This window comes from Pararhizobium capsulatum DSM 1112, from assembly GCF_030814475.1.
Lineage (GTDB): Bacteria > Pseudomonadota > Alphaproteobacteria > Rhizobiales > Rhizobiaceae > Pararhizobium > Pararhizobium capsulatum.
This window is the reverse complement of the sequence record NZ_JAUSVF010000006.1, coordinates 1-24,942: the sequence shown is the minus strand read 5'-3', so window position 1 is coordinate 24,942 and position 24,942 is coordinate 1. Positions and strand designations below refer to the sequence as shown.

Genomic DNA, 24,942 nt, shown 5'->3' with positions numbered 1-24,942 from the left:
CACTGGTCGTGCCAAGTCGCCGCCCAGAACCCGATACATCGGCTTCAAAGGACACGACGATGACACTTCTTATCATTGCCTATCTCGGAGGGGCGCTGACCATACTCAGCCCATGCATCCTCCCCATCCTTCCCTTCGTCTTCGCCCGTGCCGGGCAACCGTTCGTCCGCAGCACTCTGCCAATGCTGATCGGAATGGCCACAACCTTCGCGCTCGTTGCCACGCTTACTGCAGTTGGTGGAAGCTGGGCGATCAACGCGAACGAATACGGCCGCCTCGCCGCGATTTTGCTGCTTGCTACTTTCGGCATCAGTCTCATCTCGACACGGATCGCGAGCGTCATCACCCAGCCTATTGTCGTTTTCGGCAACAAACTGCTGAATGCCTCGGGCAGACCCGGCTCTATGTCGACGGCTGCAAGCTCTCTCGTTCTGGGCGTCGCAACGGGCCTGCTCTGGGCACCCTGCGCCGGACCGATCCTTGGTCTCATACTCACCGGAGCTGCCCTTCAAGGCGCCAGCTTCCAGACGACGCTCCTGCTCGCTGCTTACGCCGCCGGCGCTGCAACCTCGCTTGCCAGTGCACTCTTTGCCGGGGGCAGGATCTTTGCCGCCATGAAACGATCACTCGGCGTCAGCGAGCGGATTCGCCAAGTTCTCGGCGCCGCTGTTCTGGCCGGCGTGGCGGTCATCGCGCTCGGCCTTGATGCCGGGCTTCTTGCACGACTTTCTTATGCCAGCACGGCATCCTTCGAACAGGCTGTGCTCGACCGGCTGAACACCGTGCCCGTGACGGGCTCTTCCGAAATCGGCAGCAATGGACCTGTAGCTCTCGCCGACAATACAAATCGGCCTTTCCGTAGCAATCTGCCGATCGAAGGTCGCGCCCCATCTCTGGACAGCGCCGTGGATTGGCTGAATTCTCCGCCGCTCGGCATGGAACAGCTTCGCGGCAAGGTCGTGCTTGTCGACTTCTGGACCTATTCCTGCATCAACTGCATCCGCACCAACCCTTATATCCGCGCCTGGGCCGAGAAGTACAAGGACCAGGGCCTGGTTGTAATCGGCGTACACGCGCCAGAATTCGCCTTCGAGAAGAAAATCGACAACGTCATACAGGCGGTCCGTGACCTCAAGATCGGTTATCCCGTCGCGATCGACAATGACTACAAGATCTGGCGCGCATTCGAGAACAGTTATTGGCCTGCCGCCTACCTGATCGATGCGAGGGGCCAAATCCGGTACCATCACTTCGGCGAAGGCAACTACCTCCAGACCGAACAGGCGATCCAGGGCCTGGTGCGCGAAGCCGGTATTGACACGGCCGGGAGCACGCCGGTGACACCGAACGCCAAGGGTGCCGAAGCAAGTCCGGACCTGAACGATATCCGTTCCGGCGAAACCTATATCGGCTATGCCCAAGCCACCAACTTCGCCTCCCGCGAAAACCTGAGCCGTGACGCCGCCCGCGAGTATTCGGTCGCAAATCTGAATCCCAATGAATGGGGGCTCTCCGGCATTTGGACCGTCGGCGCCGAACACGGGACCCTCGATCAGCAGGACGGCAGCATCGCCTACCGCTTCAGTGCCCGCGACCTGCATCTTGTTCTCGGAGCCGGCGCCCCGGGCAAGCCGATCCGGTTTCAGGTGACGATCGATGGCAAGGCGCCCGGACCCGACCATGGAGCCGATATCAACACTGATGGCAACGGCCTTGTGACATCGACAAAGCTCTACCAGCTCGTCCGCCAGTCGGGCGACGTCGAAGCGCACAGCTTCAAGATTCGTTTTCTCGATCCCGGTGTTGAAGCTTACGCTTTCACCTTCGGCTGACGTCCTCTCATCTTCAAAAGCCAAGGAGAAACGCTTGAACCGCCGCACTATCTCCATCCTCGCCATCGCACTTGTAACCAGCGCCATTGCTTTCACAGCCCACGCCGGGGCGAAAGCTTGCTCAGCCTCTAAAGCTCCAAGCCAGCCGGTAGCATGAACATCCGAGAGGAGAAGGACGGGGAATATCTCTATCTCGACCCGGCTGCGTTCCCGAGTGATTTCGCCGCGGATCTACCGAATGACGAAGCCGCATACATGGCGAAATCTCAGGTTCTTACGACCAAGGGGGCCTTCGCAGCGAAAGTCGCCGATCCCGCCTGGAAACCAAGAAAAAGCTGGGCCGTGGTTCGACCCCGAGCTGGAACGGGAGATGGCAAAACGCGTCGGCAGCCAGGTGACAGAGATCAAGGCCAGCCTCGCCGTCTTCGCGTCTCAACCCGAGAACATTGCCAACGTCATCGAAGGCGCTGCGCGGCAGATCCGAGCGGGCAGCGAGTGATCCCTGTGCCAAAATTTGATCCAGCGTCTTCCTAACGCCAGTTGGCGGAGCCCAATTCTTGCGGTCAATCTGAAATCTTCGCAATATGTCTCAGCCGTGTATCTTCGAGATCTAGTTCTCTCTCGATTCGGCGCCTAGCATCATCGTCGAGTTGCTCTTCAGCATACAACTGCGCGATCGTGTCCCGCTCGACGTCGATGAGCGCTAGCTGAATTTCTGGATAATCGGTCATGGCGGATCCGTCCTCACGATTGTGCTGAATTCTTCGATAGAGAAGCCGGCGATCTTCGTGCTTCCGCTTTAGCTCATCAAGGGATTCCGACGTCCATTGCCTCCTGTCGAGTTGCTCGAGATTTTGAAGCACTCCATCGACAGCCCGGATACGTGCAGCGATTTCCTTTGTCCGGTTCTCGACCTCCTCACGTACACCTTCGTTAGACAGCCCAAGTCCCCGGACGATAGGAGGCAAGAAGGCGTCGACACCCACCATGCTCACGACAATGACGGACAGCGTGACGACCAAGATCAGCGATTTGTAATCGGCACCGTCCACACTGTAAAGTTGAGGAATGGCCAACGCGGCAAGCAGCGATACTACGCCACGAACGCCTGTAACGCTTATAACCGCCGCGTACCGCCAATGAGCCGTCGACCGAATCCCGAACCTCTTGGGTAAGAGCTTCGGCAGAAACGTTCCCGAAAAAACCCAGATGAACCGGAGGCCCACGGCCGCAATGCCCACCACCAACGCAACCGTGAGATAGTGTGCCCACAATCCACGCCCGGCTACTTCGATGATCGCTCTTACTTGCAGCCCAGTCAGAAAAAACGCCACCCCCTCGATAACGTAAGTAACAAGGTCCCATATGAAGAATCCTTGGAGTCGGGTTGCTGCGGCTATGTAGCGAGGCCCGTTCCATGAGACGTATACACCCGCAGTGACTGCGGCGAGCACGCCGGATCCGCCCATCGCCTGTGGTATCCAAAATGCAACGAAAGGCGTCATCAGAGATAAAACGATTTCGACATGGGGGTCGCCGGCGAGTTTGCGTAGTTCCAGGAGAAGTTTTGCTACGAATACGGCCCAGGCAATTTCTCCGCACACGATCAGCAGAAACTGTCCCAACGCAACCACGAGTGAGAAATCCCCGCCCCGCAACACGGCGACAGCAAAGCCGATGAGAATGAGCGCAGTGGCATCGTTCACCAGCCCCTCGCCCTCTATGATGGTCAGGAGCCTGTTGGGAACGACGAAACGTTTCACGATGGCCATCGGAGCCACTGCGTCGGGAGGTGCGATGATCGCGCCGAGCAGGAAGCCAAAAGCCCATTCAATCCCGAAAATCGCATTGAGGACAAAAGCCACGCCGACCGCCGTGAAGACGACGCCTCCGACGGCCAGAAATGTGACTGTCCCGAGGTTCGACTTTAGCCCCCTCCAGCTCATACCCACCCCCGCACTGTAAAGGAGCGGAGGGAGCAACAGCATCAGGACCAATTCTGGCTCGATATGGACGACGGGTACGATCGGAACGAGTCCGGCGAGGACACCCGCGATCAAGAAAGCGATCGCTCCAGAAATATTAAAACGTTTGGCAATCGCGCCAACGAATGCCACGGCTCCGATAACCGCAAATACCAGGAAGATTTCAGAATGATCCATACTTGGCTTCGCCTCCTGATCCGAGACCTATGTACTATTAATTCGATTCGATTCTTTAGCCAATAATAGAAATAATCCTATTGATACCATTCTCACATTTTGTTATACACTGGGCGCACTCATTGCAATACTTAAGAATACCTCGAGTATGTTTTTGCAAATTATTCGATCCTCTGAACTCCGTTCTTTAAGGCGCACCCTGCGGATCTGCCGCCCGGATATCCAGTCAGGAGAAACGGCGTTTGATAGAGAACGCTTTCATACGCAACTCGAAAACCTTCGGCGTTCGATCGAGAACTGCAGCGAAGACTGAATGCAACAAATCAAGGTTCCGTCTGCACCAAAAACCGAAGCTTCCGTACCAAAAAACCCACCGGCTCTGGATCCATGCGAAGGCCTGTTTTCGATTTAACTTATTGCCTAAGGGAGCGTTCACGTCGTTAGCGGCTGCACCATGGGGCACTCTAAGACACTGTTTCGCTCGACGTGGTGTTCGGATGCTGTTTCTCGGCATGACCGGGTGAAATCGGATCACTAGCGGGAAAGGTTTCCTCAAGGGCTTCCTGGAGATAATCGTCTTGTTCTTTCGCCGGATCCCTAGCGTCGGCAGGTTTTTGCTTTTCTTCAGCCATTCAAATTTCTCCAATTCGCGTTCACGCTTCAGCCTCATGGCCATATAGCGAATATCGAAGTCGCGGCTTCTTCCATCCGTCATATCGTCGAGCGCGTGGGACCCGAGGATGGAATAGTAAAGAGACCACGAGAGGGTCGTATCGAGGTCTCTTAAGCTCGTCAGTATGAGGCCTTAAGCGGCTGTCTCGTCGACCGTCATGCTGGTGAGAAGCGTCACGAGCGCCTGAGCCCCCGCGGTGGAAGATGCCGGATTTTGTCCGGTGATCAGCCTGCCGTCTGTAATGGCGAAGCTCTCCCAGTTTGCCTTCTTTTCGTAGAGCCCTCCAAGTCGCTTGAGCTCGTCTTCGACAAGGAAAGGAACGACGTTGGTCAGTTGCACTTCCTCTTCCTCGCCGTTGGTAAAGCCTGTCACCCGCTTACCCTTGACGATCGGGACGCCTTGATAGGTCACCCGATGCAACACGGCCGGCGCATGGCAGACTGCCGCTACGGGCTTCCCGGAGTTGTAGAAAGATTCGATCAGCCTAATCGACTCGGGATTGTCGACGAGATCCCACATTGGTCCATGGCCCCCAGGATAGAAAACTGCGTCGAAATCTTCGGACCGGACCTCGCTCAACTTCTTGGTAGTCGCAAACACCTTTTGGGCAGCGGGGTCTTCTTTGAACCTCGTCATGGCGGGCGTCTGGTTCTCCGGCAAATCGCTTTTTGGGTCAATCGGCGGTTGGCCGCCCTTTGGCGACGCGAGTGTCAACTCGACGCCTGCGTCGCTGAAGACATAGTAAGGCGCGGCACCTTCCTCGAGCCAGAAGCCCGTCTTGCGCCCTGTGCTTCCCAGCACGTCATGAGAAGTGAATACCATAAGGATCTTCATCTGTTGGCTCCTTCCATTTGTGTCCTGCAGCCGGATGGCCGCACGATGGAAGCATGACGAGGATCACTGCGTTCCGCATTTGCACATTGGTATCGCCAACACCTTGGTATCGGTTGAAGTACGAGTTGAAACTTCTGCAAAAAGAGGCCAATCGCTTCTATTCGCTGCAACGAAGGCGACACAATCACTGCGGACGCTCAGTGCTCGTCCCAAGTTCGCCTGTCAGGAATTGGGCCTTACCCAGGCCAAACGACCAGTCCTCGTCCGAATTGATAAGCAGCGAGATCATGACGTCAGAGGACGCGATGTCGCAGCGGTCCTTCAGAGCAAGTGTAAGCTTGGAGTAAAATGCCAATTTGGCCTCACGAGACCGCGGACGGCTGGTGATTTCGAGCAGTAGAAACTTGCCGGTCCGAGCGATCCCAAGCCCCGTATCCAGCGCGCGAAAGTGTGACGCCTCGTGCTCATGGATGATTTGGTATCGGTCTCTTCGCGGGACGCCGAAGGCGTCCACGACGGCGTCGTGGCATCTTTGCGCCAAGTGGTCGCCGATCTCCGAGCAGCGAGATACTAAGACTCTCGTAGCACCAGCCGTCCACAAATCTGCCTGTTCTGGATTTGAAGCAATTAAACGATGGTATGGCTGACTAAAGACGATGCGCAGCGGCCGCCACCACGGCCAAGACAATCTTCGCCAACGCCCCCAGGGGCCCATCTGAAGGCGCACCAAAATTTGGTAGCCGAGCGTCTGGAACACGTAGGAGATGCTATCGAGCGGCAACGGCATACCTAATGAACTGACCGCAACGTGTCATATGTCTTGCTGTCACGGCAGCAAACAAGGAGCAACGCCGTCGGGTGGCAACCGGCGGCGTTACGCTCGTATTCCGGAGGGTATCCAGAATGTCAGGCTTTTCCTTCGGCCTTTATTTTCCGATACTGGGCAGTTGGCAGGCCGCCCCAACCCCAGTTGTCCAAATCTACTTCCTCGATCACCACATACGTGGATTCAAGAGGCTTGTTGAGAACATCAAGCATAACCTGGCTTACGCCCGCTATAATGGCGGCCTTCTCTTCGGATGACACCGAGCTGCGAGCGGGCGTGGTGCCTTCGCGGGTTACCTGTACGGTTACTATTGGCATTTTCCTATTCTCCTTTTTAAGACCTAGTTCGACCTGTCAAGCAGCCATAGATGCGAGATGCATTTCAAGTTCGTCGGCTGGCGCGTATCCATCGCCCACCCGGCGGAGAGTTCCCCCCTGCTTCAGAAATAGTGTAGGGAAGCTGGTAACGCCCATGGCGCGGGCTACAGCGAAGTCTGTCGCAGCCTCTTCGAGTGTGCTCTGCTTCGTCCAAGTTTCTAAGAATAACTCTGCGGACACGGGATGACCAAGTTCACTCAGCGTACGCGATCCGACCTCAGCAAGCACGACGCCGTCTGTGGTGTCGAGTGCGTCAACGTAGAAAGCATGCTGGAACGCCCGGAAGATTTTCAGGATGTTCGCCTCGGGGCGAAGAATCCGAGCTGTTACAACCGCCCGGCACACTGGTTCCGTGTCATAGACGAAACCGCTTCTGGAGAGGAGACCTTCACGGTTGAACGGCACTCCGCTGACTTCTTCGACCATAGCCCAGTGGTGCAGCCTGAACTGCTTGCCCGCGTCGTCCAAGACGTCTGTGGCACCCGCGCGGAGCCCACCGAGAACGATCCTTAAAGAGGCGTCCGGGCGCCGCTGAAGCAGAAGCTCCATTTCCTTGCCAAATCCATAGCACCACGAGCACATCGGATCGGCAGCCAATACGAGTTCCATTTGTTTTCCTTTCGCATGTCTGGCGGGCGCGGCGTGTTCACGCCGCGCGATTTTTTCTGGTCAGCGCCTACCAACGGCCGGCGTTCTGGCCACCGTCGACATGCAGAATCTCGCCGGTGACGAAGCTTGCGTTCTCCAGGTAGATCACAGCGTCAACAATGTCGCTGATCTCGCCCATGTGACCGACCGGATGGAGCGCCGATAGGAACTCGTGAGTCTCAGGAGCGTGCATTGGGGTCTTAATGATGCCGGGAGAGACAGCGTTCACCCGTACGCCAGTCTTTGCGAACTCAATCGCCAATTCCTTTGTGACGGCGTTCAACCCGCCCTTGGTGAGGGAGGCAAGAGCCGTGGGAACGCTCGCGACCGGCTGGTTCACCAGGCTCGTCGTAATGCTGACAATGTGGCCGGAACCCTGCTTTAGCATTTCCTTCGCGGCTCGCTGCGTGATGTGGAAGAAGCCCGCAACGTTGACGCCGAAATTCAGATCATAGTCTTCCTGGGTAAACTCGACGAATGGCTTTGCGGTGAAAACACCGGCATTGTTAACGAGCGTGTCTACTCGGCCGAAACGTTCGAGCGCCTCGCGCACGACCCGGTCTGCGGTTTCCGAACTGGAGATGTCGCCTGCCACTGCGTGCACGCCGTCGTCCGACCCCTGTTTGATCGAACGCGAGGTGGCAACTACACGGTAATTCCGCTCCCGATAGGCCCGGACCAGACCTTCGCCAATGCCTTGCGACGCGCCGGTGATAACGGCGACCTTCTGTTGATTGCTCATGATATGTGCATCCTTCTCAATTGTAGCGACCCTCACTCGGGCCGCCCGCCGCCCTCGGCGTCGGTACGATTGATTTAAGTGCGATCGTTTGAGGGGATAATATCTAGGGAGCGGCAATCACTCTGCCGATAGTCGGGATGATCATGCGGCAAATATAGATCCAAATGTTTAGGCTCGACGTACTCATTGTCGACGACTGTACCGACACTACTCCGCCAACATGAAAGGGGAACTCTCCGTAGATGCTTTAGCTGGGCAACATCCCGGCAGGCACAATTCCAACTCAACAGGATGTGTGCAAGGTGGCTGGCCCAGCTAAATCGCGAAATAGCACGTTGGTCTTTTAGGACATCAAATCGAGGGGTGGCCAGAGAGCGACACGGCTTCAGGGAAGTTTCAATTGGCTCCCCACACTGCTTTCGTGAGCTGGTCAGTGAAAGCCTTATCACCCGGACGGCCCGGCAAACGTGTTGTAATTTCCTGGACGGTCCATTCGTTGCCGTCTGGATCTTGGAATGCCAGATAGGATGCGTAACTTTTGCGCTCAGGATTGACGCCAGTGGTTATCCCCAGACCGTTCGAATGGTGGAATACCCCGCCGACGTCGTGGAACGGCTCACTTGTTTCGACGCCTCGAAACGTCAGGTCCTTTCGGGCTGCTTCAATGTCAGAAACAACCAGATGCAGTCCCCGAGACGAACCGGCTGGCGCCGTCGTGATGTTTCTTCCAAACATGACGGAGCAATCCGATCCGGGTGGAGTGAACTGAATCACACGGTAGTCGTCGCCTTGGAAATCAATATCGAGGCGCCAGCCGAGACTTGTGTAGAACATTTTGCTCAGGTCGGGGTCGGAAACGGGGATAACGGCAAGTTCGAGCTTCGTCACAACCGCCGAGGCGGCCTGGGTGACTTCTTTCGTCATTGATTTGAGTGCACTATCCATGTTCGTTGCTCCTTTGTAGACGATCGCCGTTGGATTTCTAAACGGCAAGAACGAGGGCAAGCTTATGGATGCCGCCCATATCCACCATTGCACTTAGGTGTCCCCAGCGGATGGCATTTACCGCAGCTATTGTTCGGTACCGCCGCGGAAGACTTCATTTCCCCAGCGTCGAATGGATTCAGAGTTGTCCCAACCACCCAATACCAAAGTTCACTTATGCGGGGTCGGCAACACGAGCTAACTTCATTCAATCGCCTCCTCCCAAAATTTGGCGATGCGCTCCAAGCAGCGACTGCGCGCCAGCGTACCTCCCCTCCGCCGAGGCGTGCGGATCCTGACAGGTCCGGCATGGCCGTCTCCGCCCGCTCGGAGGCGGCCACTTCAACTTGAGAGCTGCCAAAAAGGCGAAAAACGGCACGTGCATTGGTCACGTAGCTTGTGATCAAATTTCAGCGGCGCTGCGTCGAAACTTTGGAGCTACTGCCTTGAAAAACAAGCACACGGAAGGGATCGAATCCTACGACCACCCGGCTGGGGGGTGGGACGCTCTTAAGTCCGTTGCAAGAACTCTTGCTCGACAGCAAATTGTCGTCCAAGGCAGCAGGACACTCCTTAAGGCAAACCAACCGGAAGGATTCGACTGCCCCGGATGCGCGTGGCCCGACCCAAAGCATACATCCTCATTCGAGTTCTGCGAAAACGGCGCCAAAGCGATCGCGTGGGAGTCGACCGCGAGAAGGACCGACGCAACCTTTTTCGCGGCGCATACTGTGTCGGAACTCTGGAACTGGACGGATCACGACCTTGAAGAGGCTGGGCGTCTGACAATCCCGCTGAAATATAACTCTGGCAGCGACCGCCTCGAACCGATCGAATGGGATGCGGCATTTGAACTGATAGCCCGTGAGCTGAACAAGCTAACATCGCCTGATCAAGCTGAGTTCTATACATCCGGGCGCGCGTCCAACGAAGCCGCCTTTCTCTACCAGCTCTTCGTGCGCGCGTACGGCACCAACAACTTCCCCGACTGCTCGAACATGTGTCACGAAGCGACCAGTGTCGGACTCCCGAAATCAATCGGGGTCGGAAAAGGCACTGTAACGCTTGCAGACTTCGATCACGCAGATGCGATCTTCAGCTTCGGACACAATCCCGGCACAAATCATCCGCGGATGATGACAACGCTCCATGCGGCGGCGCGGCGCGGCGTTCCGATCGTGGTCTTCAATCCGCTGAAGGAACGCGCGCTAGAGCGCTTTGCCGCGCCCCAAGATCCTGTCGAAATGGCCACGCTTTCCTCGACCCCGATCGCCTCTGCCTATCATCAGGTCCGTGTCGGCGGCGATCTCGCGGCACTCAAAGGGCTTATGAAAGCACTACTTGAACTCGATGCAGCGAATCTTTCGGCAGGCGTTGAAGGCGTGTTGGACCGGTCCTTCATCGGCGAGCATACGTCAGGGTTCGAGGGGCTCAGGGGTGAAATCGTAGCCACCGGGTGGGATGAGATCGTTGCGGCCAGCGGCCTGACGAAGGAGGCCTTGGAGAGCGCGGCAGGGATCTACGCCAAGGCCAAGAGGGTGATCGTATGCTATGGAATGGGCATTACGCAGCACGCCCGAGGAACGAATAACGTTCAGCAGATCGCCAACCTCTTAATGCTGCGAGGAAACATCGGTCGCGAAGGTGCGGGTATCGCGCCGATCCGCGGTCACTCCAATGTCCAAGGCGACCGGACAGTCGGAATCACCGAGATCCCCAACATGGCCCTTCTCGACGGCATCGAACGAGCGTTCGGATTTCGCGGCAGGGCGGACAAAGGCCACAACACGGTTGAGGCCATCGAGGCGATCATCGCCGGCCGGTCGAAGGCTCTCGTCTGTTTGGGCGGGAATCTGGCGGTCGCAATGTCGGATTCGCAGGCGACTTTCGAAGGCATGCGCACACTCGATCTTGCCGTCCACGTCGCCACGAAGCTCAATCGCTCCCATCTACTAACAGCGAGGACAACTCTCCTTCTTCCGTGTCTTGGACGAACGGACTTGGACATGCAGGCGTCGGGTCCACAGGCAGTCACCGTGGAGGACTCGATGTCCATGGTTCACGCCTCTCGAGGCTTCCTAAACCCTCCTGGCAAACTTGTCCGATCGGAGCCGGCGATAATTGCAGGAATTGCTAGCGCTACACTTGGCGAACGCTATGGCATTGAGTGGGTCGGGATGGTCGATAACTACAATCTTATCCGAGACAAAATAGAAGAGGTCTTTCCGGACTTTTTCGAGTTCAACACGCGCGTGCGCAAACCAGGCGGTTTTAGGCTTGATGTGGCTGCTTCCTCTCGACGCTGGAATACTCATAACGGTAAGGCAAATTTCTTGCTGTCACCGGACCTGACCGAGAATTTGCAACGCTCGACCGAAGGCGCGTTGGTGCTCACTACAATTCGCAGTCACGACCAATACAATACCACTATCTATGGCTTCGACGATCGCTATCGCGGCGTCTTTGGACGGCGCGACGTGGTATTTATGAATGCTGAGGACTTGGCTGCTCGCGGACTGAAGGACGGCGACTGGATCGACGTGCAGGGGCTTATAGACGACGGCGGCAGTCAGCGCCGGGTGCGTAGCTTTAAGGCCGTGGCCTACAACATTCCGCGGGGGTCAATCGCGGGCTACTATCCAGAGATGAACGTCGTTATCTCCCTAAGCCAATTCGATCCACAATCCGGCACGCCATCCTACAAGGGCGTGCCGGTCATGGTCACGCCTGCACAGTCATAGAGCACGGTTCCGGCAACTAAAGGATTCATCGCCATCCCGAGGCGTTAGCACGAAATCCGCCTCAGGTCTGCCGACCTGGGGCGGACAAGAGAAGGTACCGAAGCCTCTCCTTTTCTGTCATTCCACTTTGGAACCACCTAACGAGTTGCCGGGCCACATCCTCGCCCTCGACACCTTGTCTCCTGCACTGCCGATTTTCGCAATATTCCTTGACGAGGCCACGTAACATGGCCACGTCTCCAGGCCTCAGCGGTACCCCACAACTGTCGCCCCGGTCCATTGTCTCGCTCCTCACACCGGGTCTGCCTGATTGCAACTCAGCGCCGCGGACGAGCATGGGGAGGACGCCCTGCCGCCATCGGCGGCAGCCCCACGTGATTGAACAGGAGGAAGCCAAACGCGGACTTGAGGAGCGGGCTGTCTAGTTAAAATGAAACCGCCCATGAGAAACGCCATCGAGACGAGTATCACGATGACGGGAAAAGCAGTGCCAAACGGCTGATCGTCTTTAGAACTCATCGCCTTCTCCTCATGCCCGTCGGCGGGATGCCGGGGCTAGAAGGTCACTATGTCCAACGGTGCACACGCAGGCAGTTGCACATAGGTATCGCCGACACGTTGGTATGTACCTACACCATCGTCCACTAGCGAGTTTGAACCGCCTGTCCCAAACTTCGATCATTGACGCCGCTCAGGAGAGAGCCTCCGGCGGATCGTCAGCAGACTTTCATCGGAGAAAAATGTCATGGAAAACGTTAGAGGCGCGAACCTCACACGTCGCTCGTTCAGCGGAATCGCTGTTGGGCTAGCGGCAACCGGAGTCCTTGCGGAACGGGCCGCCGCCGGGGCGGATCAGGGCACGAAGGCCAAAACGACCAATAAAACCAATGGTGCTCTCATTGCCAACCGTCGTATCGACGCCGGAGACCTCGATGTCGGATATGCCGAACTTGGACCTGGCGACGGTTCGCCGATTCTCCTCTTTCACGGCTGGCCGTACGACATTAACAGTTTCACCGAGGTGGCCCCATTGCTGGCTAGCCAGGGTCATCGTGTGATCGTGCCTCATCTACGCGGATACGGTAGCACGAGATTTCTTTCCGAGGACACGATGCGCAATGGCCAGCAATCGGCGCTTGCCGTTGACGCTATCAAGCTGATGGACGCACTGAAGATCGAGAAAGCTACCGTAGCTGGCTTCGATTGGGGCGCGCGGACAGCCGACATTGTCGCCGCGCTGTGGCCGGAACGATGCAAGGGGCTGGTGTCGGTCAGCGGCTACCTGATCGGAAACCAGGCTGCTGGCCGAAAGCCGTTGCCGCCGTCCTCGGAGCTACAATGGTGGTACCAGTTCTATTTTGCTACTGATCGGGGCCGTGACGGGTATCGAAAATACACGAACGATTTCGCCAAGCTCATTTGGCAGCTCGCATCCCCGCATTGGGAGTTCGACGATACCACATTCGAACGAAGCGCTGCCGCATTCTCGAACCCGGATCACGTCGCGATAGTCGTCCACAACTACCGCTGGCGGCTTGGTCTGGAAAGTGGAGAAAAACGGTTTGACGAGTACGAAACGAGGCTTGCGTCTGCTCCTGAAATTCACGTCCCGGCGATCACCATGGAAGGCGACGCCAACGGTGCTCCTCATCCCGATCCCATTTTGTATGCAGGGAAGTTCAAGGCAAGATACGAACACCGGCTCATCTCGGGGGGGATTGGCCACAACCTTCCTCAGGAAGCTCCCATAGCCTTCGCCAAGGCCGTGAAAGACGTTGATTCGTGGGCATAGCGGGTCAGCGAAACAAAACGAGTTACTATGCGCCGTGCTAATGATCGATGCTTTTTCAGGAATACAAAGACGCGCGCCCCATCACCGTTGTGTACCGGGGACGCGTGTAGAACTGTCGCGCTTCGTGGCAGCCACGCACAAGGAAGGATAATACATTGGAAATCGGGATCGACAGTTTTGCGATGCGTCTGACTGACCCTTCTACGGGGCGGTTACAGTCAGCAATCGATCGCATGGAAAGCGTACTTTTCGAGATCGAACTGGCGGATCAGGTTGGCCTGGATGTTTTTGGAATGGGCGAACACCACAGAGAAAATGCACTTGATTCTGCGCCGGCTGTTATTTTGGCGGCAGCCGCCGCTCGCACGAAGTCTATAAAATTGACAAGCGCTGTCGCGGTTCTCAGCGCTGCGGATCCTGTCCGGCTTTTCCAGGAGTTTTCGACCCTAGACCTCGTCTCCCACGGAAGGGCGGAAATCGTGGTGGGTCGGGGATCGTCCGTGGAGGCATATCCGCTGTTCGGTTTCGACCTGCGAGATTATGATGCTCTGTTCGCTGAAAAGGTCGATCTGCTGCTCAAGATAAGAGCGCAACCCAATATCAAATGGCAGGGCCGCTTTCGCCCTGCTTTAAACGGCGAGGGAATCTTTCCACGCCCACATCAAGTGACCCTGCCAATCTGGTTGGGCGCCGGTGGAACTCCCGAATCCTTCGTTCGTGCCGGAACGCTTGGCTTGCCGTTGATGGTCGCCGTCATTGGAGGAGGCTTCGAGCGTTTTCTTCCCCTGGTCGACCTCTATCGTCGCGCGTGGCTCGCCGAGGGTCATTCTCCCGCCAACCAGAGGATCGGCGTTCACGCTCTTGGTTTTGTCGGCGAAAGCGACGAGGCCGCGAAGGAAGCCTTCTTCCCTGGCTGGTTCCAAATGTTTACGGAAGCAGGAAAAGAACGGGGATGGCCGTCCCCAACGCGCGCGCAATTCGACCATATGTGCGGCCCGAATGGCGCCTTTCTCGTCGGCAGCCCAAAAACGGTCGCTGCGAAGATGCTGCATGTTAACCGGACATTCGCGGGGGTTTCTCGCTTCGCCTTGCAAATGAGCACGGCCGCACTTGAAACTGAAGCGATGAAACGATCCATCGAGCTGCTCGGCACAGCGGTCGCGCCACTGGTTCGCCAACAATCCCGTCTAAACGTGCAAACTGGTCAGCACTCTCCATGAGCGCGTCTCGACGTCGCCGGCGCCGTCCCCCTTTCATCCGAAGATGAGTCTCTGGTAGTCAGCTAGCATCTTCGGATCCTCGACCGATCCATGATGATGAAGCTGCCGCCAAGCCCCGTCTTTGCGCACGAACCACCGCGTTGTACGAAAAGCGATGTCGAGCACCTCGGTGGGTGTCCTACAGGCTCCACGTTCACGGCCAACGAAAAGGTGCCAATCGTCACCCCCCTGGCTGGTAAAATCGTGAAAAGTTACGCGAACCGTGGCCTGTCCCTCAAAAAGCTTAGAATAGCCTTGGGCAATCTGATTCCACCCGCGGCGGATGCCGCCGACAGGGTTATCCATGCTGGGCTCCCCGCCCTCGAGCCATACGGCTTTCAAGCCAATAAGATCGCCCCGATTGAAAGCTCCGTAAAAATCGATCAGCGCATCTACGGGGCCGCCGTCTCCCTGCTTCGTCTCGCCGCCGCTCACCTTCGTGGGGTACCGGTTCATTGTCATTCTCCTCAATATGGTGCGGGCTCTCTGCCGGCGACCAATGTTTTGACATATCAAGGTCCGGGATGGATCGGATACCGATGTTGGCACCAGTGTCAGGCATGGCGCGACGACGGTAAGATGGGCGAAAGAACCGAAGCTGATCTATTGTACAATGGTGTCGCGAGACCTTTGCCCCCCAGTTCGGTTCACGACGGGGAAGGGGCTCGCCTCAGGCACGAAGCAAGGCGTTCGACCGGCAGCGCTTTCGCTTGCGCCGACGCAGCGGCCTGAGCGAAGGCAGGTCAATGATTCTTTTGCGCGATGGCATGCTTGCGTCGCGACAATCAGGATGAGAATCGCGTCAATCAAGATGAGAATCTGTCAGCCCTGCTGGAACGTAGGGAGGGCGTAGCCCGACCGGAGTTCCAGCAGGGCTGACGGCGAGATTTTTCGGCTCGTTTGTGTATCGCGGCCGGCCCAGTATCGAGGTGTATTCCTGAGAGGAGAACTTCACAGGCTTCGATACTATTGTACAATGTACATTCTGATGACATGACGCATGCTCTCTTCTGCGACTTTAGGGGACATGGATTGGCGAGGGGCAATGCCGTCAGGGCCGTTCCATGATATGGTCCAGTTCCATTGGACAAGCTTGTTACCCGCTTAAGGAGGCAGGACATGTACCGGATGACGACCCCGTCGAACCAGGGATCTCACAAGCCTGTCGATGGCGAACACCGCCCCATAGTGTTTGTAGTGGATGACGACATTTCGGTCAGAGAATCGCTAGAGCTGCTAATCGTTTCAGCGGGCTGGCGTCCGATCCTCTTCCACTCCGCGCAGGATTTTTTGGAGGCGGCTCCGACTTCGACGCCGAGTTGCCTCATCCTCGACGTCAACCTGCCCGGTTTGAACGGTTTGGACCTTCAGACATTGATTTCATCGAACGGTCGTGGGATGCCGATCATATTCGTATCCGGCTATGGAGACGTGCCACTGACAGTTAGGGCCTTGAAAGGTGGCGCCTTAGATTTCCTTACCAAACCGATCGATTCAGCAGCGATTTTGAACGCCATCCAATCCGCGCTTTCCCAAAGCGAAGTTCTCTGGCTTGAAGAAGAAAAACAGCAAGCTCTGCAGCGCTGCTTCGACGCGCTAACTCCACGAGAGCGCGAAGTGATGTCGGGTGTGGTCAAAGGGCTCATGAATAAACAAGTCGCCTACGAACTCGATATCAGCGAGATCACTGTCAAAGCACACCGCGGTCAGGTAATGCGAAAGATGGGCGCACGTTCCCTTCCGGATCTTGTTAACATGGCCGCCAAACTCCGCCCCGAGATCGATACGGCAGACACTTAGAGCCTGACTCTGCACCGCCACATAAGTGCGGATTCAGTACCGCTAAGCGCGGACCCTGACGCCATACGTGCGGACTGGCGTCGATCATCGGGCCAGCCTCAATCGCTGTAGCTGAGCTTAGGCGACGTGCCGTTCACCTTCAATGATCTGCAACGGCGCCTGGGCGGTGCCATCGCGGCGGACCCGTCTGGCGTTGGCAGGAGCGCTTCATGACGGAAGGCGTAGATGTCAGACGTGGGCACCAAGTGTTGGAATCAATCGACTAGGTATAGGCGATACGTAAGTCTCGTGTTGTCAGAATTCGTTGGAGGCTATCCTTTCCAGATCGCCTCACCTCGTCCAAGGGGCGAGACGCTCATGCAGCGACAGCGCTCCCGCGTACTTCCTCCCATCGCGGCAGCGCGCGGATCCTCCGGATCCGCCATAGGCCGTCTCCACCGCCCGGAGACGGCCTTTCCACAATGCCCGCATGAGATGTTACCTTCCGTCTCGATCTTTTCGACCACCCGGCGCGGCGCCGATACCTTCGTTCAATTGGATGCCCCGCTCGCGCCCGCTTAGATGCCCGCACAGCAATGTCGCGAGGTGACCCATGCAGAACCAGATCGAAGTGAGCAGCCCAATACCCGGAATATGGCGAGCAAAGTTCAGCAACCCGCCAATCAACCTGATCGACCTCGACACGATTTCGGAGCTTTCGCATCTCATCGCGAAGCTTGAGAGCGATTCCGATGTCAAGGTGATCATTTTCGAAAGCGGAGATCCCGACTTCTTTCTCGCGCATTATGATGTCCTCATCGACAAAGCGCGCACGGCGGATATGGGCCGCGGGCCCACAGGCATGCATCCCTGGCTCGACGTCTTGGTGCGCCTGGCCCGCGCACCAGTCGTGTCGGTTGCGTCGATCCGGGGACGGGCACGGGGCGCAGGAAGTGAGTTCGTCTTGGCATGCGATATTCGCTTTGCCAGTGCTGAAAAGGCCATCCTCGGGCAGTTTGAGGTCGGTGTCGGCGCAGTGCCGGGAGGCAATCCCATGGTAAAGCTCGCCGCACTAATGGGCCGTGGGCGCGCGATCGAGGTCGTTCTTGGCGCCGACGATTTCCCCGGTGCGCTGGCGGACCGCTACGGCTATGTGAATCGGGCAGTCCCGGACGCGGAACTCGACGCCTTCGTCGACCGCTTCGCTCGGCGCATCGCGAGCTTCGACAAGGAGGCGCTCGTAGAAGCCAAGCGGCTCATCGACGCGGCTTCCCTCCCCGAGGACGCAGTCTTCCCACCGGCACTTGATCAGTTTTTTATCTCAGCCATGCGCCCGGGGACGAAGGCAACGATAGCAAGGCTTGTGGAGGCTGGGCTTCAAAGACGTTCGGATGTGGAACTCAACTTAGGACAACAGGTCGCGCTGGACGCTCAGAGGAGAGCATCCAACGGAGGTTCGCGATCGTGATTATTCTTTCCATGGCTCTGGGTTCATCACGCCCGCCCTACATCAGTGCAGGCCGATATTCCCCAGGTGCACTATTCATGCACCTTCGCGCCGCCATCGCGATCAACGGAGCCGTGTTCCTGTTCCTGGCTGGAGCAACTTGAGCAAAGCTCGATTGTAGCCGCGATGCGCAACGCCTGGCCGTCATGCTGCGGGCTATTCGTCCTCCAGACGCTCCGAAACAAAAGATGCCGGCGGTTAGACCCGGCGGCATCACGAAAAAAGTTTCCAGGCATGAAACAGGCTTTCAGGCTTTCCCTTCGGCCTTTTTCTTCCTGTAAATGGGCGGTCGGAAGTCCACCAGGGCCCCAATTGTCTGGCTCGACCTCTTCGATTACCACGTAGGTCGATTCCAGCGGCTTGTTGAGGACGTCGAGCATGACCTGGCTCACGCCCGCAATGATTGCCGCCTTCTCCTCGGGAGTGACCGAGCTGCGGTCAGATCCCATACCCTCACGGTAACCTGTACGGTGACTATTGGCATTTCGTAATCTCCTGGTTCAATATCTGGATCGATCTGCTATGCGGCCACATTGCCGCAAGGTCCCTCTCAAGTTCATCCAGATGCGCATATCCAGCGCCGACCCTGCGAAGAGTTCCACCCTTCTTCAGGAAAAGCGTGGGGAAGCTCGAGACGCCCATGGCACGAGACGTGGCGAAGTCTGTCGCTGCCTCGTCGATGGTGCTCCGTTTGTTAAAGGTCTCGAGGAACTCGTCGGCGGTGACGGGATGACCGAGTTCCTCGAGCGCGCGCGATCCAACTTCTGCAAGTACTTGGCCGTTCGTGGTGTCGAGCGCATCGACGTAGAACGCGTGCTGGAATGCACGGAAGACCTTCAGAAGGTCCGCTTCCGGACGAAGGATCCGGGCGGCCACAACCGCGCGGCAGACGGGTTCGGTGTCGTAGACGAAGCCAGTTCTTGCAAGCAGGCCCTCATGGTTGAACGGTACGCCGCTGGCTTCCTCGACCTTCGCCCAATGGTGCAGTCTGAACTGTTTGCCTGCGTCGTCGAGAACGTCAGTCGCGCCCGCGCGGAGTCCACCAAGAACGATCTGGGGGGCCAATACCAAGGTGTCGGGCACACCTTCGAACAATATCGGTTCGGAAACCGCTGCGGTAACCTAAGGTCGCCGCTGAGAGTTCTCGAGGCGGGTGACAATAGGAGCCTACATGACCGACGCCACGCTGCAATCAAAACCTCCGGCTAAGACATCGGAAACAAGCCCGACCAGCATGAATTTGGAACTCCTCGTAATCCCGGTCTCCGACGTGGATCGGGCCAGAAAGTTCTACGAAAGCCTAGGCTGGCGACTCGACATCGACCACGCCACGGGCGACGACTATCGCATCGTCCAGTTGACCCCGGCTGGCTCCGGAGGCTCGGTGATGTTCGGCCAGAACATCACTACGGCGACGCCCGGCTACGCCCAGGGCATGCATCTCGTGGTGCCCGACATCCTAGCGGCGCGTGACGACCTCCTACGACGCGGCGTGAAGGTCAGCGACCCGTTCCACGACGTCGGCGGAATCTTCCATCACTCCAACGGCAAGGGAATTGCCAAGGGACCCAATCCCGAAAGGAAGAGCTACGCCTCGTATTTCACGTTCGAGGACCCAGATGGCAACGGATGGACGTTGCAAGAGGTGACGGCACGTCTACCTGGAGCGCCCACCGACACGAGCTTTACGACGCAGCTTCACGAGGCCGTCTGGGGATCTGCCAGGTGAATGGTCAGGCTCCGGCTCGACGTGTCTTTGCCCCGCCGATCCGGCAGGCCACAAAAACAGTTTGATTAGCCGGTACACCGCTTCTCGCGGTGACCGGCTAGACTGAACGTGTTTGCCCGTCTCCATTGCGTTTCCAGACGACGGACGCGGTGATGGTATGATTGGCGCAGACCACCGGCTATCAGTCGATCCATCGGTCTCGTCGCTCGCCGTACCTCAGGTCACCACGTTTTGTATGAACTAACCCGTGCGACGAAAGCCGGGAAATGAAACAGCTCTCCACAGGCTCTCAAAGTCGCCACAGTCGCCTGTGAAAATGCCCTACTAGGGATGCATAGCTTTAGTGGGCGTCCGACGTCGTCATTGGCAGTAGTCTTCGCTACGATCGATACGTCCTGAATAGAAGGCTCGATGCGAGACGAGGCCCCCACTTCTTCCATCGGCCGTTCGATCATAGAGGGGCTCCAGGGCAAGCTGTGGGTGAGCGACCCACTCTCCCAGGGTGCTGTATTTCAGTTCACGGTCGCCATCGTTGGTGGAAGAATTCCGTCAGACAAGCGGATTAACGCTTTAATACAGTGCGGTATCGGACGGACCCGGCATGAGACCGCCGCCAGCCGGGATCGAAAACGCAAAAGTCGCTCCGTGCGTGTTGTTAGGCTCCGCCCACAAACGTCCGTTATGGCTCTCGACGATTGCACGACTGACAGACAGACCTACGCCCATGCCGTTCGCCTTCGTGGTAAAGAAAGGGCTGAACAGCTTCTCAGAAATTCCTGGATCGAAACCCACGCCAGCGTCCTTGACGGCAAGGCGGACGTGATCCGGCTCCTCCCGCATGGTGGAAATTTCCAGGTCCTTCGAACGACCGACAACCCCGTTCATGGCTTCGGCGCTGTTTTTAATGAAGTTGAAAATGACTTGCTGCAACTGGATGCGGTCGCCTCTGACGGCCGGCAGATCTGCCGCGAGATGTGTTAGCAGGCTGACTCCATTCTTGCGGAGGTCACCGTGCGCAAACCCGATGACTTCTTGAGCGATGACGTTGAGGTCTACCAACTCCACCACGGGATCCTTTTTGCTGTACATCGCCCGAAGCCGCTCGGTGACGTCCGAAGCGCGGTTTGCATCTCTGAGCGTCCGCCTGACCGTCTCCCGCACACCGTCGATGTTCGGCGGTTCGGTGCTCAACATCTTCATACCCGCGCTCGCGTTGGCCACGATCCCGAAAAGTGGCTGGGCGAGTTCGTGGGCGATGGCAGCCGTGAGCTGCCCCATGCCCATCACGCGGGTCATGTGGGAGAGCTCCGCCTGCGCCTCGCGCAGCTCGTCGTGCGCGAGTTTCCAATCGTGTATGTCGACGTTGATCCCGAACCATTTCACGTCGCCGGCCGCATCCACGAGTGGGTTGCCACGGCACAGGAACCATCGGTACTCGCCGTCGAAACGGCGCAATCTCGCTTCGACTTCCCCTGCCTCGACGCGTTCCGCCATCACCCGCCACGCCTCCGTCAGCTCGGGGAGGTCGTCGGGGTGGACGGCCGACGCCCATCCCCAGTTCCGGGCTTCGTCCATGGACAAGCCGAGGTAGGTGCGAAAGTGACGATTGGCGAAATCGCCGCCTCCGTCGGCTAGTGCCGACCAGACCATGCCGGGTATCGTGTCGATGATGAGCTGCAGCCTGTTCTCGCTGGCGGCAATGTTCTCCTGCGCCGTTTTACGATCATGGATGTCGATGAGGCTGCCGTACCACATCAGAATCGCGCCATTGTCGTCGGGCATCGGCAGCGCCCTCACATCGACCCATCGATAGTCTTCGCTAGCGGGAGGCCTGTATAGAACCTCTACTTGATAAGGCTCACCGGTGGCGATCGAGTGGCGCCACGTTCGAATGATCGTTTCAACCTGATCGGGATGAAGCCCATCGGCCCACCAGGTTCCTTCCGTGAGATCTTTCGTTTCTACCCCCATGAAACTCAGACCTCTTTTGTTAAGATATCCGATTACTCCGTCAGGCGTCGCGCTCCATAGCGCCTGCGGGATTGTTTCGGTGAGTTGCCGCAGGTGGAACTCGCTCGCTCCCAAGGCATCCGCGGCGCGCTTCCGGTCCTCGATATCTATGTTCAGCCCGCACCACCGCACCAGCGACCCTGATCCGTCGAGCAATGGGTTGGTGCGGAAAAGAAACCAGCGATATTCGCCATCGAAACGACGTATCCGCGCCTCGGCCTCGCCTCCGCGACGTTCGGACAACATCCGTCGCCATTCGGCAGCGAGTCCCTCGATGTCGTCCGGATGCACCGTCGCAGTCCATCCGACGCCGCGAACCTGGTCGGAGCTCATACCGACGTAGCTAAGGTAGTGACCGTTGAAGTATTCGGCAGAACCGTCCGGGGCCGCCGACCACGCGAGGCCCGGAATAGAATCCACCACTTCGGCAAGATCGGCCGTGTGCGCGGATTGAGAGGCAACACTTTGGTCGCTTTCCGCCCGCCCGTGCTCCAGACCGATCATCGCCTGCAGCACGGCTTGGGACAATGCCCGTCGCTCGTCGTCCATCGGGAAACCCTCCCGACTGGATCCGACGACCAATGTTCGAGCGACGTCCCCCTCGCCGATCAAGGCCGTGTGAAGTGCGATCGTCGTGCCGGCGATGATCACGGTATCCAGGAATTCGCCCGTATTTGTAGAGCGCAGACGACCGATACCTGCCTTCACGTCATCCGCCGAAAACTCTTTCGAACTACGAACCATTTCGAAGGCCTGACTGGGAGCGCCTTCATGAAGAAGGATGCCAGCGAAATCGACTTTCAACCCACTAAGGAGCGCGTCGAGCAATGTTTTTAGAACTAAAACTTCGTAGCTCATGTGCGATAAAATTCCCGACGCAATGTTCTGCGCAGCCCCCTAATGTGCAGTAAAGTACAGTCACAACGGCATTTAATCCATAGCATGCCTGTTGTTGAGGCCCCGTATTGAAACTCCCCTTAAGGTTCCCTCCTGCGCGCGCTCTGCTTGTTGTCCGCGGGCAAGGCGAACCATGAAGGACCGATACCAAAGTCCACTTATCGCGGCGGCGCCGTCCCAATGTCGCCTCCGTCTCCCACGAGGCGACACGCTTGAAGCAGCAGGCGCTCCTGCGCCCACCCCTCCGCCGGAGCGCGCGGATCTCCGCATTCGGCCGTCTCCTTCCGCCGGGCGACGGCCACTCTTAAAAACCACCATTAGGGCCACCCGTGCACGAGGGCGAAGGTCACCGAAAATAATTCTGCCAACCACCGAGCGCAAGCGGGTCCTAACCGTTTCGCCGCTCCGAAAAGGAGGGCGAGTCAGTTTCTGGCACGCGCTCAGGCATGGCCGCGACCTGTTTCGAGAGCCCTTCGGCCGCAAGCGCCCCCGGTATAGAAAATGCGAATGTCGCGCCCCGGCCGCTTGTGTTGGACACCCCCCAGAGACGTCCCCCGTGCGCCTCAATAATGGAACGACTGATCGAAAGTCCTATGCCCATGCCGTCTGCTTTGGTGGTGTGAAAAGGCTGGAAGAGTCGCTCGACGTCTTGTGAAGCAAGGCCGATTCCGACATCTCGCACGGAAAGGCGGACGAACCCTCCGTCCTCGGCTCGACTTGAAACATGAACTTCGCCGTCGGGGAGCTCGACGTCGGCCATGGCATCCGCCGCGTTCAGCACGAGATTCAGAATAACCTGTTGGATTTGTACCCGATCGGCGAGGACCAAGGGAATGTCATCCAGCAGTTCAGTGCGCACAATGACGCGGCGGCGCTGTAACTCGGTGGACGACAACGCCAGTACCTCGCGCACGGTCTCGTTGAGGTTTATCTGCTCGAAAGTAGCTGGTTTTCGAGTGAATAGGCCTCGCAAGCGGCTAATCACGTCGGAGGCACGATTGCCATCCCTGATCGTCCGCTGGGCGGTCAACCGCGCGCCATCCAAATTGGGTGGATCCGCGGCAAGCATACGCAAGCAGGTATTAGCGTTGGTAATGATTCCGGCGAGAGGCTGGCTTACCTCGTGGGCGATGGATGCGGTAAGCGAGCTGAGCGCAGTCACACGCGCCACATGCGCAAGCTCTGCCCGCGCATGATTCAGGTCAGCCTCGGCAATTTTCTGCTGAGTTATATCCTGCAGTGCACCCAGGAACACTCGCCGATCAGGAATTTCGCCGATCCTGTGGCCTATGACTTGCGCGTGCCGCATTTCCCCTCCGGACCTCAGCACCCTGAACACCAGTTCAAATTTTTCGCCGATCGCCGCCCTGCGAAGAAGCGCCTCGACAGCAGGCATGTCTTCAGGATGGATTGCGCTGGCGATCATATCCATGCTCACCTTGGTGCGGGGCGGGAACCCGAAGACCTGATAGATCACCTCTGACCAGTTGTGTTCGTCCTCCTCCAGATCCCACATAAAGGTACCCGTCTTGCTTAGTCGCTGGGCTGCCGTCAGATAGGTGTTTGTCCGTGCGAGTTCCGCCTCGCTCGCCTTTAACGTTGCCTCTGCGAGTTTGCTTTCCGTGACGTCCTGGGTGCTGCCGAGGAAAACGGCATGGCTCGTTATTTCTGGTATCGGCATGCTGACGGTATGAAGATATTTCACCGCACCGCTGCGGGTGACGATGCGAAAATAAGCATCAAACGGCGAGCGAGTGAGCGCGGCTTCCTCGATGGCGGCCATCGTCGGGTCCCTGTCGTCCGGATGGAATGCATCAACGATCATTGCCATCGTCGGCGGCACGGCAGGATCGAAGTCCCATATCCGATAGTTTTCGTCCGACCAGTCCAGTTCAAGAGTCTTCGCGTCCCAGGTGAAGCTACCCGTCTGGCTGAGACGTTGGGCCGCACTAAGTTGGACGTTCGCCCGCGCAAGGCCCGACTGGCTTGTCCGTAGCGCTTCTTCGGCAATCTTGCTTTCCGTAACATCCTGAGAGCTTCCTAGATATACGAGCCGGTCGGTTATCTCGGACACGACCTCCATCACTGTGTGGAGGTGCTTGACCCCGCCCACGGGAGTTACGATCCGATAGAAGAGTTCAACATCCTGT

19 protein-coding genes and 2 pseudogenes are annotated in these 24,942 nt (G+C 57.6%); 8 read left to right on the top strand and 13 right to left on the bottom strand.

The window, feature by feature from the left end:
* Positions 1-59 precede the first annotated feature (59 nt).
* Both QO002_RS29745 and QO002_RS29740 read left to right on the top strand, forming a co-directional pair.
* A complete protein-coding gene (locus QO002_RS29745; RefSeq protein ID WP_307237006.1) occupies positions 60-1,832 on the top strand; it encodes a cytochrome c biogenesis protein DipZ in 1,773 nt (590 codons plus the stop codon).
* Between the two features lie 99 nt (positions 1,833-1,931).
* Positions 1,932-2,331: pseudogene (locus QO002_RS29740) on the top strand (alpha/beta hydrolase); the annotation flags it as partial.
* A gap of 64 nt (positions 2,332-2,395) precedes the next feature.
* On the opposite strand, the gene QO002_RS29735 reads toward QO002_RS29740, so the two are convergent.
* The 8 genes from QO002_RS29735 to QO002_RS29700 all read right to left on the bottom strand — a co-directional run bounded on the left by QO002_RS29735 (position 2,396) and on the right by QO002_RS29700 (position 9,039).
* Positions 2,396-3,994 (bottom strand): cation:proton antiporter, encoded by a 1,599-nt coding sequence (locus QO002_RS29735; protein WP_307237003.1) that lies wholly within the window; start codon positions 3,992-3,994, stop codon positions 2,396-2,398.
* 464 nt (positions 3,995-4,458) lie between these two features.
* Positions 4,459-4,626, bottom strand: coding sequence for a hypothetical protein (locus QO002_RS29730; RefSeq protein WP_307237000.1), 168 nt, complete (start codon positions 4,624-4,626; stop codon positions 4,459-4,461).
* Between the two features lie 173 nt (positions 4,627-4,799).
* Positions 4,800-5,501: a type 1 glutamine amidotransferase domain-containing protein gene (locus QO002_RS29725; protein WP_307236996.1), complete on the bottom strand. Its 702-nt coding sequence runs from the start codon at positions 5,499-5,501 to the stop codon at positions 4,800-4,802.
* Between the two features lie 184 nt (positions 5,502-5,685).
* Positions 5,686-6,054 (bottom strand): tautomerase family protein, encoded by a 369-nt coding sequence (locus tag QO002_RS29720; protein ID WP_370878633.1) that lies wholly within the window; start codon positions 6,052-6,054, stop codon positions 5,686-5,688.
* Between the two features lie 353 nt (positions 6,055-6,407).
* Positions 6,408-6,644 carry a tautomerase family protein gene (locus tag QO002_RS29715; protein WP_307236993.1) on the bottom strand — a complete coding sequence of 79 codons (237 nt, stop codon included), beginning with the start codon at positions 6,642-6,644 and terminating at the stop codon, positions 6,408-6,410.
* Positions 6,645-6,680: 36 nt separating this feature from the next.
* Positions 6,681-7,313: a DsbA family protein gene (locus QO002_RS29710; RefSeq protein WP_307236990.1), complete on the bottom strand. Its 633-nt coding sequence runs from the start codon at positions 7,311-7,313 to the stop codon at positions 6,681-6,683.
* A gap of 67 nt (positions 7,314-7,380) precedes the next feature.
* Complete coding sequence (locus tag QO002_RS29705) at positions 7,381-8,094, bottom strand: SDR family NAD(P)-dependent oxidoreductase (RefSeq protein ID WP_307236987.1); 714 nt, start codon at positions 8,092-8,094, stop codon at positions 7,381-7,383.
* A gap of 396 nt (positions 8,095-8,490) precedes the next feature.
* Positions 8,491-9,039, bottom strand: coding sequence for a VOC family protein (locus tag QO002_RS29700; protein ID WP_307236984.1), 549 nt, complete (start codon positions 9,037-9,039; stop codon positions 8,491-8,493).
* 485 nt (positions 9,040-9,524) lie between these two features.
* Here QO002_RS29700 and QO002_RS29695 point away from each other — a divergent pair, with 485 nt between their 5' ends.
* The 3 genes from QO002_RS29695 (at position 9,525) to QO002_RS29685 (ending at position 14,831) form a co-directional block, all read left to right on the top strand.
* On the top strand, positions 9,525-11,819 hold the full coding sequence (locus tag QO002_RS29695) for an FdhF/YdeP family oxidoreductase (protein ID WP_307236981.1): 2,295 nt from the start codon (positions 9,525-9,527) through the stop codon (positions 11,817-11,819).
* Positions 11,820-12,564: 745 nt separating this feature from the next.
* On the top strand, positions 12,565-13,611 hold the full coding sequence (locus QO002_RS29690) for an alpha/beta fold hydrolase (protein WP_307236978.1): 1,047 nt from the start codon (positions 12,565-12,567) through the stop codon (positions 13,609-13,611).
* 155 nt (positions 13,612-13,766) lie between these two features.
* On the top strand, positions 13,767-14,831 hold the full coding sequence (locus QO002_RS29685) for an LLM class flavin-dependent oxidoreductase (RefSeq protein ID WP_307236975.1): 1,065 nt from the start codon (positions 13,767-13,769) through the stop codon (positions 14,829-14,831).
* A 33-nt stretch (positions 14,832-14,864) separates the two neighbouring features.
* Here the strand turns inward: QO002_RS29685 and QO002_RS29680 are convergent, their stop codons facing one another.
* On the bottom strand, positions 14,865-15,326 hold the full coding sequence (locus QO002_RS29680; RefSeq protein WP_307236972.1) for a YybH family protein: 462 nt from the start codon (positions 15,324-15,326) through the stop codon (positions 14,865-14,867).
* Positions 15,327-15,989: 663 nt separating this feature from the next.
* On the opposite strand from QO002_RS29680, the gene QO002_RS29675 reads away from it, so the two are divergent.
* The gene (locus QO002_RS29675; RefSeq protein WP_307236969.1) at positions 15,990-16,670 is read left to right on the top strand and encodes a response regulator transcription factor; all 681 of its coding nucleotides are present in this window, start codon (positions 15,990-15,992) and stop codon (positions 16,668-16,670) included.
* A 592-nt stretch (positions 16,671-17,262) separates the two neighbouring features.
* Complete coding sequence (locus tag QO002_RS29670; protein WP_307236964.1) at positions 17,263-18,117, top strand: enoyl-CoA hydratase/isomerase family protein; 855 nt, start codon at positions 17,263-17,265, stop codon at positions 18,115-18,117.
* A 305-nt stretch (positions 18,118-18,422) separates the two neighbouring features.
* On the opposite strand, the pseudogene QO002_RS29665 reads toward QO002_RS29670, so the two are convergent.
* Both QO002_RS29665 and QO002_RS29660 read right to left on the bottom strand, forming a co-directional pair.
* A pseudogene (locus tag QO002_RS29665) lies at positions 18,423-18,640 on the bottom strand (tautomerase family protein); the annotation flags it as partial.
* Complete coding sequence (locus QO002_RS29660) at positions 18,631-19,227, bottom strand: DsbA family protein (protein WP_307236960.1); 597 nt, start codon at positions 19,225-19,227, stop codon at positions 18,631-18,633. The pseudogene QO002_RS29665 and the gene QO002_RS29660, both read right to left, overlap by 10 nt.
* Before the next feature lie 100 nt (positions 19,228-19,327).
* Here QO002_RS29660 and QO002_RS29655 point away from each other — a divergent pair, with 100 nt between their 5' ends.
* Positions 19,328-19,885, top strand: a complete 558-nt coding sequence (locus QO002_RS29655) for a VOC family protein (protein ID WP_307236957.1) — start codon at positions 19,328-19,330, stop codon at positions 19,883-19,885.
* 570 nt (positions 19,886-20,455) lie between these two features.
* Here QO002_RS29655 and QO002_RS29650 read toward each other — a convergent pair.
* On the bottom strand, positions 20,456-22,753 hold the full coding sequence (locus QO002_RS29650; RefSeq protein WP_307236954.1) for a PAS domain-containing sensor histidine kinase: 2,298 nt from the start codon (positions 22,751-22,753) through the stop codon (positions 20,456-20,458).
* A gap of 427 nt (positions 22,754-23,180) precedes the next feature.
* On the bottom strand, positions 23,181-24,942 hold a 1,762-nt coding region (locus tag QO002_RS29645), incomplete at its 5' end, for a PAS domain-containing sensor histidine kinase (RefSeq protein ID WP_307236952.1).